At 40.8% G+C, this 12,402-nt stretch carries 9 protein-coding genes and 1 rRNA gene; 2 read left to right on the top strand and 8 right to left on the bottom strand.

The features are described from left to right. Positions 1–68: 68 nt before the first annotated feature. The 5 genes from CUU66_RS06630 to CUU66_RS06610 all read right to left on the bottom strand — a co-directional run bounded on the left by CUU66_RS06630 (position 69) and on the right by CUU66_RS06610 (position 5,354). The gene (locus tag CUU66_RS06630) at positions 69–1,319 is read right to left on the bottom strand and encodes a lactate racemase domain-containing protein (protein ID WP_101640895.1); all 1,251 of its coding nucleotides are present in this window, start codon (positions 1,317–1,319) and stop codon (positions 69–71) included. Between the two features lie 28 nt (positions 1,320–1,347). Next, on the bottom strand, positions 1,348–2,406 hold the full coding sequence (locus CUU66_RS06625) for a TRAP transporter substrate-binding protein (RefSeq protein ID WP_101640894.1): 1,059 nt from the start codon (positions 2,404–2,406) through the stop codon (positions 1,348–1,350). Positions 2,407–2,472: 66 nt separating this feature from the next. Next, positions 2,473–3,753 (bottom strand): TRAP transporter large permease subunit, encoded by a 1,281-nt coding sequence (locus CUU66_RS06620; RefSeq protein ID WP_101640893.1) that lies wholly within the window; start codon positions 3,751–3,753, stop codon positions 2,473–2,475. A gap of 28 nt (positions 3,754–3,781) precedes the next feature. Further along, positions 3,782–4,297, bottom strand: coding sequence for a TRAP transporter small permease (locus tag CUU66_RS06615; RefSeq protein ID WP_180955185.1), 516 nt, complete (start codon positions 4,295–4,297; stop codon positions 3,782–3,784). 25 nt (positions 4,298–4,322) lie between these two features. Then, complete coding sequence (locus tag CUU66_RS06610) at positions 4,323–5,354, bottom strand: TRAP transporter substrate-binding protein (protein WP_101640891.1); 1,032 nt, start codon at positions 5,352–5,354, stop codon at positions 4,323–4,325. A gap of 669 nt (positions 5,355–6,023) precedes the next feature. On the opposite strand from CUU66_RS06610, the gene CUU66_RS06605 reads away from it, so the two are divergent. Next, positions 6,024–7,247 carry an MFS transporter gene (locus CUU66_RS06605; RefSeq protein WP_101640890.1) on the top strand — a complete coding sequence of 408 codons (1,224 nt, stop codon included), beginning with the start codon at positions 6,024–6,026 and terminating at the stop codon, positions 7,245–7,247. Here CUU66_RS06605 and CUU66_RS06600 read toward each other — a convergent pair. Next, positions 7,244–8,164 (bottom strand): AraC family transcriptional regulator, encoded by a 921-nt coding sequence (locus tag CUU66_RS06600; RefSeq protein ID WP_101640889.1) that lies wholly within the window; start codon positions 8,162–8,164, stop codon positions 7,244–7,246. The two genes, CUU66_RS06605 and CUU66_RS06600, sit on opposite strands and share 4 nt — an antisense overlap. A gap of 138 nt (positions 8,165–8,302) precedes the next feature. Continuing rightward, positions 8,303–10,090: an oligoendopeptidase F gene (gene pepF / locus CUU66_RS06595; RefSeq protein ID WP_101640888.1), complete on the bottom strand. Its 1,788-nt coding sequence runs from the start codon at positions 10,088–10,090 to the stop codon at positions 8,303–8,305. 643 nt (positions 10,091–10,733) lie between these two features. Between pepF and CUU66_RS06590 the strand changes: the two genes are divergently transcribed. Further along, positions 10,734–11,960: a Zn-dependent hydrolase gene (locus CUU66_RS06590; protein WP_101640887.1), complete on the top strand. Its 1,227-nt coding sequence runs from the start codon at positions 10,734–10,736 to the stop codon at positions 11,958–11,960. Positions 11,961–12,284: 324 nt separating this feature from the next. Here the strand turns inward: CUU66_RS06590 and rrf are convergent. After that, positions 12,285–12,401 (bottom strand): 5S ribosomal RNA (rrf, locus tag CUU66_RS06585). Position 12,402: the final 1 nt, after the last annotated feature.

Here is a 12,402-nt window from a genome sequence, read left to right as displayed (position 1 = left end):
TATTACGAATGCAGTGTAGATTACTATATAAATGGATGTTCTCCGGTGTAAAAAGAATGCGGTTTTGCTCAACTGACAATCAGTTCTGATACTTCAGAAAGAATCTCTATGTTTTCAGCTTCTTTTGCCTGGCTTAACAGGCTTTCTGATATCCAGATTTCTCCGACCTCTAATGTATTCTTAATTCTGACTACTTTGGCCTGTTTTAAATCAAATGCATTACAGGTTTTTATTGCCGCTTTTATGGCAAGTTCTGCTGTATCTAACACCATTGGGAGTTTAATAACAGATGTGACGGTACTTGTCAGTGCATTGGCATATCCCTTTTCCCACTCTATTTCATCCATAACAGCCTTAGTTGTCATATCTGCCATCCCTATACCATTTGCATTTCCATGAGTCTTCTCGGTAAGTCCCAGCACGACTATTCTCGTAACATCCGGTCCACCGCTGGCATATGGCGTGGCAAATCTGCCTGTAATATTTGGATCCATTCCGTCGCCTGAAATGTCCTTCCCAATTTCATCAACTATCAACACATCAATCGAATCGAAATAAATTTTAGGCATAAGGGATTTTGCTTCTAACAGCAATGCGGGTTCCAATTCTTCCATTTTTTCCGCTGGGACGGCGACAATCCTTGCCGGGCGATCATATGCATTTTCCAAGGATGCTAAACCAAATATGATAGGCGTCTTCTTCAAGGTAATTCTCGTCATTTCTACGACATGTTCCGCCATATATTTAAAGCTGAAAGCATGAGCCGCCTCGGCACCTTTTTGTTTTCCAAGGCCAATAGTTATCATTTTCATAAGGCCGCTTTCGACGGGTCCTCTAAAGGCGGTATGGGGCTTTACTCTATTAATTACAACAATTTTATCTGCCTCAAATGCATATTTATCTATGTAAATCGGGAGTCCATTTGGTAATTCGCCAAGTTTTACTACTTCCATTGTGGCACGGATAGGTGCACCAACTGCTTCTTCAGTAACTCCCAGCTGCGTTAGAACGTCAATCTGCCCAACAGCCGTAGCCCCGCCGTGACTTCCCATTGCCGGGACAATAAAGGGGTCTCCGCCTGCACTTTTGATCGCATTTACCGTCTCACGGACAAGAATAGGAATATCAGCAACTCCCCTGCTTCCTACTGCAATGGCAACGGAGTCTCCCGGAGTAACCCGGGAGAGTACGTCTGCCTCTCTAATTGCTTTATGAACTTCACTTGCAACGTCCTCAAGTTCAGGAGCTGTAAAGTTTTGCTTAATTTTCACCATAGTTGGAAGCCTGATTTCCTTCAGAAGCTCTGTAATAATATCCATTAATCTTCCTCCTCACCGAGGGCGTTTGTTACTTGCTGCGCACTTTTTCCAATTCTGCCATCATCTCATCAACAAGTTCTGTGCCAAACTTCTCAGCATACTTGTCATTAACTGGCTGAATCATCTTTTTCATTTTTTCGCGCTCTTCATCTGAAACCTCGTTAATCTTCATGCCTGCCTTTTCAAGATCTTTAATCGCAATTTCATTTTCTTTGCGGCTTACTTCACGCTGGTATTTTCCAGCTTCTTGTGCTGCTTCTCTTAAAATGCCTTGTTCTTCTTCAGACAATTTATCCCAGAACTTTTTGCTTACAAGCATAATGAACGGTGTATAAACATGTTTTGTCAGGCTTAAGTGTTTTTGTACTTCATTGTATTTCTGAGATTTAATAGTCGAAAGCGGATTTTCCTGCCCGTCCACCGTTTTGCTTTCAAGTGCGGTGAAGACCTCAGAAAATGCCATTGGTGAAGGATTTGCGCCTAATTTCTTAAATGCATCAAGATGAACTTCGTTTTGCATGGTCCGGATTTTCAATCCTTTAAAATCTTCTGCTGTTTTGACTGCATGTTTGCTGTTGGTTAATTGTCTGAATCCGTTTTCAGAATAGGCAAGGCCAATCAGCCCTTGCTCCGGTAACTTATCCATCAGCTTTTGGCCTACCGGTCCATCTAGTACCGCATCTGCTTCTTCTTCATTATTAAAGACAAAAGGGAAATCAAATATGCCGAATTCCGGAATCATTCCTACCAGCGGTGAAGTGGAAGGATTTGTAATCTCCTGGGTTCCTGCCTGAAGTGCTTTCGTCATATTTAAGTCATCACCGAGGGATGCGTCAAAGAAATTCTGAACCTTCATTTTGCCGCCGCTTTTTTCTTCAACAAGCTCTTTAAACTTCTTCATTCCCTGGCCTTGTGGATGGTTTTCATTGTTGCCAATGCCTGCCTTAATTGTCCTCTCCTGGATTCCTTCGGTTTTTCCTGTTGCATTTGTTTTTACACTGCCCTCACCGTTATTCCCGCAGGCACCAAGAAGCACCATGCTTGGCAGTAAAACACCTAGAATCGCTCGCTTCATATTCTTTTTCATTTTTCTTTTCCTCCCAATCTAGCTTTATATTAATTTGATAAAAACGATTTTCGAAATCCAGTAAACTTAAGTTGTAAACCAGTCAAGCGGTACCAATACAAGAGAAGGAAATAATATTAACAGGATCAGGACAATGACTTGTACCAGCAGGAATGGCCATATACCTTTCATGATATCTTCCATACTAATTTTACTTATTCCGCACATGACGTTTAAGACGGTTCCAACAGGCGGTGTAAGCAAGCCTATTGCATTGTTGATGATAAACAGTACACCGAAATAAACAGGATCGATCCCTGCTTGAATAATGACCGGCATCAGAACAGGAGTTAGAATAAGGATGGTTGGCGTCATATCCATTGCCGTTCCGATAATGATAACCAGGAGGTTGATCGCTACTAACAGCAGTAATGGGTGATCAAGAACAGGCCCGAGCATCCCTATCATTTGAGCCGGCAGGTTCGCTACTGTAATAAGCCATGATGATACCAGAGCAGCTGCCACAAGAAACATAACCACGCTGGTCATTTTTGCAGCATGAACAAAAACGCGGTGTAGATCAGATATTTTTAGTTCCCGATAAATTACTAAGCCAACGAACAACGCGTACACCGCGGCTACTACTGCCGCCTCAGTAGGGGTAAATAATCCCCCTTTCAATCCTCCGATGATGATGATTGGCAGGAATAGAGCCCAAATCCCTTTTCGCATCGCAATAAGAATTTCTTTCAAAGATTTACGGGGCTGAACTTGTACTTTATCGCGCCTGGCTACAATTGCCCATGTAACCGTTAATCCAACTGCAAGTAAAATACCTGGCACAATTCCTGCCATAAATAGTTTAGTGATAGAAACACCGCTCGCCACTCCAAAGATGATGAAACCGATACTCGGAGGGATGATTGGTGCAATAATCCCCCCGGAAGCAATCAAGCCGCTGGAACGATTGACGTCATAACCGCTCTTGACCATCATTGGAATTAGAATGGAGCCAAGGGCTGCCGTATCAGCAACTGCCGAACCAGATAAACTGGCAAATAACAAACTTGCTATTATCGCAACATAACCGAGCCCGCCTCTTATATGGCCTACCATCGTCATTGCCATATCAACAATACGCTTAGAAAGACCGCCTGCATTCATCAGCTCCCCTGCCAGCATGAAAAAGGGGATTGCCATAAGCGGAAAATTATCCGCTCCGTTTATTAAGTTTTGAGCGATAATCTGGCTGTCAAAATTTCCCATGAAGAACATTAAAGCGACACTGCTTACTAATAATGCAAAAGCAATTGGCATTCCAAGAGCCATAGCTCCCAGTAAAGAGCCTATAAATATTCCTACCGTCATGTTTGTTTACCCTCCTCTCTCTATCTGGTTAAATGATCATTTCTTCAGAATCATTTATCGCATTAAGTTCCTCATCCGTCACTTTGTTAAAAATGATTCGATAAATATTATTGATTGTTATAATGGCCATCGATACGGCTACCACTAACCCTGTACCATACACAAGAGCAAGCGGCATGCCAACTGCAGGAGTCACACTGTCAATGTTCATCAAGGTCATTTTCCAGCTTCCATCCAGGAGAAGTACAAGTACAAATATAATTAACAGATCACTTACAACCAGGACAAATCTTTTTACATGCCGGGGAAGCCTTTTTACCATCATATCTACACCTAAGTGTTCCTTATTTTGATAAGCTCCTATTGAACCAAGAAAAGTCAGCCAGACAAATAAGTAACGTGACATTTCCTCTGACCAAGTAATACCCGAGTTAAAGAAATAACGAAGAACTACGTTGCCAAATACCAGGACGACCATAATTGCAAGGGCAGCAGCCATGATTATATTTAACAGTTGTTCTAGGAATCTAGTTATCTTTGCCATCACCATTTCCTCCTATTGTGTGCTATTACTCTGCCTTAATTCGGTCATAAAGGTCTTTCGCCCATTCATTTTCTTTAAAAATGTTCTCATATAATGGCTGCGCTCTCTTTTCCATTTCTTTCTTGAACTCCGCGTCTGGCTCAGTGAATTTTATTTTATTTTCCTTTAAGAATTTTTTATCCTCGTTATAGCTTTTTTCTAACAATTCGAACTCGTAATCTGCTGCTTCTTTAGAGGCTGTTTCAATAATCTTCTGCTGGTCCTTCGTGAGGCCATTCCAAAACTTGCTGTTTATGATATATAGATTTGGGCTGAACATATGTTTTGATTCAAGGACATGACTCTGGACTTCATACCATCCTGATTGTCTTAAGGTAGCAATCGGGTTATCCTGCCCGTCTACAACCTTTTGTTCAAGGGCAGTGAATACTTCTGATATCGGCATAGGAGACACATTTGCTCCCAGTGCTTCACCCAGCTTAATGTAGTTTGGTATATTTGGCATCCTGACTCTGAAGCCCTTAAAGTCCTCCATTTTTTCGATCGGTTTGTTGCTTGAGAACATTCTAAATCCATTCGCACTCCATGCAAGTGGCTTCACACCGTGCTTTGATTCCATATCTGCAGTCAATTCTTTTCCTATTTCGCCATTTAGAACTGATTTCACATGATCAAAATCCCTAAAAAGGAACGGCCATTCCGGAACAGCCATTTTTGGAAGGTCAGCCTGCATGATCAACCCTGGAATTCCCATCTCTATTGTGCCGTTTCTCACACCGTCATAAAATTCTTTTTCAGCACCTAGTGTACTATTGGCAAATATTTGAACCTTTAACTTACCTTTGCTTTCTTCTTCAACTTTCTTTTTAAACACTTCCTTCAGTGCAATATTTTGCGGATGATCTTCAGCGAAGTAATGCGCTACTTTAATGGTTTTCACTGCCCCGCCTGCTCCGCCTGACCCACTGGTTTTCTCTTCTTTCCCGCAGCCGGCAAGTAGTAATGCGGCTGTAATAGTTAAACTTGAAGCAATTCCCAACCATTTTCTTTTTTTCACTCAAAATTCCCCCATTTCTTATTGAAAGCGTTATCATTTATTACAAAAAATAAAACTGATAGTTTTTCTCCTTTCTGCAGTGGAAATCACGGGATTTTATAATATAAAACTCCGTTTTACATTAAAAGCAAAAAAAAGAGCGAATTTCCTTTACCAGTTGCACAATCTAAGTTATGTATTGGAATTTTTTGTTCGATATTATAAAACTCTGTTTTATAAAAAAAGAACTTACTTAATTAATATCATCTTTTGTTGAGACTGTCAAAATAATTTTTGAATCTTTGGACAATTTTAAATTTCCTGTAAACTTAATTGATGAACGACATAATAGCGGCTGAACAATGCCAATCAAAGTCCATGATTAATAAATAATTGGCTGCCCCACCGATTCCTCCTTTACTCTTGCCTTTATCCAGGGGGATTGCCTTAACTGGGTTTTGCAAGGCCGCAAAGAGTCAGCAGCAGCCCAGCAGGTCAAAAACCGTCCCATAATTGGCTCAGGAAACCCGTAAATAAATCCCTGTCTCAGGCCTGACCCGTACAAAACGATTATTTACCCCCGCTGTACCATTTTCTTGATACCTAGTTAAAACAGAAAATATAGCAATTCTGGAATAGTTCTCCTTATCCGTTTTAGTTTAATCTAAATTCTGAAAGGAGCTGTTTTACATGGCACAACACAAAGACGCTGCATCCCTGTTCTTATCCCAATCATTTGTTTCCCAATTGCTTTTCATGACCGTTTTTACGGTGAACTTGCTATACCAGATACAGGTTGTAGGCCTGAACGCTTTCCAGCTTGTTCTGGTGGGAACAATATTGGAATTGACCGTCTTTTTATTTGAAATTCCTACTGGTCTGATAGCAGATTATAAAGGAAGGAAATTCTCGATTGTTCTTGGTTACTTTTTAATAGGAATTGGATTTTTCATTGAAGGTTTATTCCCGCTATTCACTACTGTCCTAATCAGCCAGATTGTCTGGGGCATTGGCTATACGTGCATTAGCGGTGCATTGCAGGCGTGGATATCTGATGAAGCCGGGCTCGATCGGGTGGATAAGATTTTCATTAACTCGGCCAAATATGAAAATGCAGGCAGCTTTATAGGTATTCCGCTTGCGGTCATCATTGGTTATTACTCCCTGCAGGCTTCCATACTAACAGGAGCAATTGGTTTTTTACTTTTGGCCATCTACTTGTGGGCGTTTATGGGAGAAACAACTTTTCTCAAAAAGAAAAGAGATCACTCACAATCATCCATCCATGAACTTAAATCCATGTTCTCAGGTGTGCTTGCGTCCTTTGGGAAAAATGCGATACTACGGTACTGTTTAATTATTTCTTTTATTGCGGGGGTTTATAGTGAAGGATTTGATAGGCTTTGGGTTGCACATCTGACCACAGCCATCAAGGAAGCTTTTCTTACAGATGAAAACATGATTTTCATAGTCGGAGGACTCCAATTCATTACATCGATATTGACAATTATGGTCTTTGAGTGGTTTAGCAGAATGTCTGAAAAATTAAGTTTTAGGAGTTTATATAAAAGCCTCCTGATCAGTTATGCCATTCTCATCCTCACCCTGCTGGGATTTGCATTCTCTACAAGTATATATGGACTCATCCTTCTGTTTTTGCTGATTCAAGTGAATCGCCAGGTCATGTCAACATTTGAAAACATATGGTTTAATAAATTGATTACAGATTCATCAAAGAGGGCAACCTTTTTCTCGATCAAAGGGCAAGTAGATGCAATCGGCCAGATTGGCGGAGGACCTGTTACCGGGATAATCAGCCTGCATTCATCCATCAAAGCCGCTCTGGCGGCAAGTGCTGTTTTGCTGACCCCCATCCTGTTTATCTATCATAGATTATTAAAAACGAGAGGCTAGCCTGGCTGCCTCTCGTTTCGCAGTTCAATGGGTATATAAATTTCCATCATTACTAAATCATGTTCCCAGGGATGACACCGCTCGTCATAAAACTCAAAGTCATAGCCAGCCTCATCTATTACATAATCAGATTGAGGAAACCAGTAGTGCAATATGTATCGCCAGGTTCCCTTAACTGAATCTACAAACTCATCTGGCTGAACGGCAGGGGTGCTGAATACAGCATAAGAAGAAGCTGGAGCTGTAATGCGTTGAAAAGCCGGCGATAGCGGCTGGTCCGGTTTTTCATCTAAAATGCCAAAAAAATAGGTGAAACTGGACCAATCCTGTTCATGAGCCATATTTAAGCAGAATTCTCCATGCTTTTTGGGAGCAAACGTCTGATACAACGTCCTTTCAATTTCCCCATCTGTCAGCCCATTAAGATGCCAATACGCTGGAGCATCCCTCGTTGTGCGCACATTACTTATCGGGACTTCATACGTCCTGCCCACCATGCTAAAAGAATCCAATTTAATAATTTTCGGCTGTGAAATCAAACCTCCTGTTTTATACGACTTCAGTTCTTCCAGATTAATAACTGGAGGTTCTGCATTTGGGCAATGAATCCGATATTTTGACGGTGACATTCCGAACACCTTTTTGAAGGCTTTTGCAAAGCCAGCATATGAATCATATCCATAATTAAATGCTACATCATTCATTGAAGTTTGTTTTCCCATGTCTCTCAGTGCAAATTGCATCTTTCGCCTAGTGACATATTCCATAGGCGGGACACCAACCGCTTCCTTAAATATCCTTAAAAAATGAAACGGTGAATATCCCATAAATTTTGCCAAGTCACTGACCGTAATTTCTGTTTGAATATGTTCATCTATATAATCAACCACTTTTTGAATAACCTTAAAGTATTCCATATATCCACCAGCACTGTCCTCGTAATTTCTTTCTTATCATACCAGAGATTATCCAAAACGGATACTTCATTCTGTGAAAGCATAAAAAGTGAGCAGCTCATGAATAAAACTGCTCACCTGCCGAAAACATATACCGATCTAGATTGCAGACAATTCATGAACTAACTGCCGAAATTGGCTTAAGGCTGTATCAATCGGCACCGGTGTGGTCAGATCTACTCCTACTTTCTTTAACAGCTCAAGAGGATACTCCGAGCTGCCGCTTTTTAGAAAATCCAGATACGCTCCCTGTACATTAGAACCGCCTTTCAAAAGACCGTCGGCGATAGAAATGGCGGATGCAAATCCAGTCGCATATTTATACACATAAAATGGACGATAAAAGTGTGGAATCCTGGACCACCCATATTTCACTTCGTCCGTAATTTCCAATACTTCTCCGTTATACTCTCTTGTGAGTTTTTCATAGACGCTGTTAAACACCTCTGCGTTCAGAGGCTTGCCCTCTTCTGCCAGTTCATGTGTTATCTTTTCAAATTCTGCAAACATTACCTGTGTAAAAAATGTTCCTTTAAACTGGTCTATAAAATGATTGATCAGATACTTTCTCATCTCGGTATCCGCAGATTCCTTCAATAAATAATGAATTAATAACACTTCGTTAACTGTAGAGGCTACCTCTGCCACAAAAATGCTGTAGCCTGCCGAAATCCTCGGCTGATGCTTGCTGCTATAATAACTGTGCATGGCATGGCCCATCTCATGTGTTAAAGTGAATAAACTATTTAAGTCATTCCTATGGTTAAGCAGGATAAAGGGATGGACACCATATAGTCCCATATTATAAGCACCCGAACGTTTTCCGGGAGTTTCCCAAACATCCACATATCTTTTTTCCTTGAATGATTGAAGTGTTGTAATATAATCGTTTCCAAGAGGTTGAAGGGCCTTCAGCATGATTCTATAAGCTTCATCAAATGGAATATCCTTTTTAACTCCCTTTACCAAATCCACACTCTGGTCATATGGAGCTAGTTTATCCAGTTCGAGAAGTTCTCTCCTAAGCTCATTGTATGTATGCAGCGAATCAAGATTTTTCTTGGCTGCAGAAATCAAGTTTTCGTACACTTCCTTTGGCACCATGTCGCCGAATAACGACTTTTCCAGAGCCGAAGGGTATTTTCTAACCTTAGTAAGAACCACATTATTTTTGATATTTGCAGATAAAGTAGATGCTATGGAATTCTTTAATTGAATATACGGCTGGTAATAAGCCTGATAAGCTTCCTTCCTCCGCTCCCTGTTTTCATCCTCAATCAGCTTAGAATACATTCCGCGGGTCAGCTCAATTTTATTACCATTTTCATCGGTAACCTCACCAAACTTGATATCAGCATTATTGATCATGCCAAACGTATTTCCCGGTGCCGAAAAAGCCTCTCCAATCTGCGAAAGCAGTTCCTCCTTCTCTCTGCTTAAGATATGCTGTTTATAGCGATAGGACTCCAACAAGCTTTTCTCAAAATAGGCAAGTCCCTCTTGTTCAGAAATATATCTCCTTAATACATCCTCACTTAAACTTAACAGATAAGGCATAAAAAACGAGCGGGCTTCACTTACCTTCACACTAAGAAGTGACGCTCTATCTAATAATGCCTGTGCATTCGAATTTCTAGTATCAAGATCCAGCTGCAGTCTGCAATATGCATAGACTAATTGAAATGTGCCAGAAACTTCGTCACTTTTGGTCAGATACGCCAAAAGATCAGCTCCGTTTTTAATATTCCCCTCAAATTCACGTAACGGACCTATGGAAGATTCAATCTTATTATAGTCTTCCTCCCACTGCTCTAACGAAGGATAAATATCTGACAAATCCCAAGTATGCTCTACCGGCACTTCAATTCTGCTTTTATATGTATTCATAAAAAAATCCTTTCCATTTTAGACGTAATTATGATTATTCTTATTTTTATTAATTATACCGCAGCGGGGGAGGAACATTTCACTTTTACACCTCCTGATGAAAACATTTGATCCGGTAGGGAATGTAGGCGTGCTTGTCTCATAATTCGGTTAGTACTGTTTTTGGTTATGTCCGGTGCAGCAGGGTTAATGAAGGATTTATTAAGGTAGCCCTTACTCAAGCGACCCTCAGCGATTAGCAGTATCCAAATTAATTGTTTTATTCATTATCTTAGTTGCATATGTTTCACTGTAACAAGCGGTGATTCACTGGCAATTAAATATTATGTTATACGGTTTAATTACGCTCTTGTGCCAGCACTGATTTTAGTTTCTTTAATACGAAGCCTCCTGAGTAATTTGGAGCTTTTGCCCGTATTCTAACAGGCGTGTCCTTGGTTTTGTTTAACGCAATGTCTTCTTTTATTTTGGTGGATATACTTCCAAACATATAAAAGGCGATCAATGATATCAACCTAGGATTGTTACTATGGGGTCGATTGCTATTGGTATAAAATCTCCATATGCTTCTGACGAACACTTTTGGTTGAAAAAAAATTCTCGTAAGCAGAAGAAATCGCCAAATAAATAGGGAGGGCTACTTATGGAAAAGTGTAATTCTCTGCGGCTCCAAAAGCTAATTGAGTTATTTAGTGAGTATGGTAGAACAGAAAACAACGGGGTAACCCGGCTTTCATTGTCTGCCGAAGATATTGCTGCACGTAAGAAACTCCAGGCATTATGTGAAGAAATCGATATGACAGTACAGTATGATGATATGGGAAATATGTATGCAACCTTACCGGGCAAGCAAAACCTGCCGCCTATCGTAATAGGATCTCATATGGACTCCGTCATCAAAGGCGGGCGTTTCGATGGTGTGCTCGGCGTCCTAACTGCCTTAGAAGCTGTCTATACAATTAAAGAACAACAAATCGAGTTAGACTTTCCCATTACGATTGTCAATTTTACAAATGAAGAAGGAGCTCGGTTTGAGCCCTCCCTTATGTCTTCCGGTGTGTTATCCGGAAAATTTGCTAAAGCCAAAATGATTGCCTCAAGGGATAGAAATGATATTACTTTTGCTCAAGCTTTAAGTGAAAGTGGATTCGAAGGTCCGGAAACCAATCGTTTGAAGGAAGCTACCGCTTATATCGAATTACATATAGAGCAAGGACCTGTACTGGAACGAAAAAAATTAAATATAGGTGTCGTAGAAGGTGTACTGGGAATGGTATGCTATGAAATCTCTGTGTATGGGGAATCCAATCATGCAGGAACAACGCCGATAAGCATGCGCAAAGATCCAATGTTCACTGCTGCCAATATGATTGCAGATATGCAAAAGCAACTGCAGGGACTCGATTCTGATCTTGTCTACACAATTGGGCGTATAAATGCATATCCAAATATCCATACAGTCATTCCTTCTGAAGTGACTTTTACCTTAGAAGCAAGACATCAAAATCCTCAAGTCATATCAGAAGTATCTCGAATGGTGAAAGAATTGCCCCAGAATTTAAATGGATGTTCGATTAAATCAACACGTCTATGGGATCGGGATACAGTGGATTTTGATGTAGAAGTGGTAGATGCTGTGGAAGCTGCTTGCAGCAAGTTGGGGTATAAAGGAAGTCGAATGTATAGCGGCGCTGGACATGATGCCCAATTCATAGCTTCTTATATCCCATCGGCAATGATTTTTGTTCCGAGTGTAAATGGATACAGTCACCGCGAGGATGAATTCACCTCCTATGAAGACTGTGTTAAAGGGGCAGATGTTTTGCTGAACGCCGTATTAATTCTATCCAGGGAAAAAGTAAACAACTAAATTTTCAATGTGGATGTGGTGGTATAGCGATTAAGAGGCTGATGACGGGTAGGCAGCCTCTTCCTTATTGAGGTTTTCTAAAAGCAAATGATATGTGGTATTTCTTCGCGAGATTGAGGCATCACCATGTCAACCGCTTGAAAGTCACAAATGATAAATAAACCAAGGGAATTTAGTAAATCTCAGGCAAAATTATTAAAATACATTCCAGGCCGCTGGTTTATGTATTGGAACTTCTATGTCACCAAAATATCATCTATCTATTCTTAACCTTAGGTTTAAGGACACAAAAAAAGACCAGCTATCACAGCTGATCTTCGGTCTGCCTGGCAGCGTCCTACTCTCACAGGGGGAGAACCCCCAACTACCATCGGCGCAAAAGAGCTTAACTTCCGTGTTCGGGATGGGAACGGGTGTGGCCTCTTCGCCATAACTACCAGAC

It is taken from the genome of Peribacillus deserti, from assembly GCF_002863585.1.
GTDB classification, from domain to species: Bacteria; Bacillota; Bacilli; order Bacillales; family DSM-1321; genus Paraperibacillus; species Paraperibacillus deserti_A.
The sequence above is the reverse complement of the archived record's forward strand: the minus strand, read 5'-3'. Positions and strand labels throughout refer to the sequence as shown.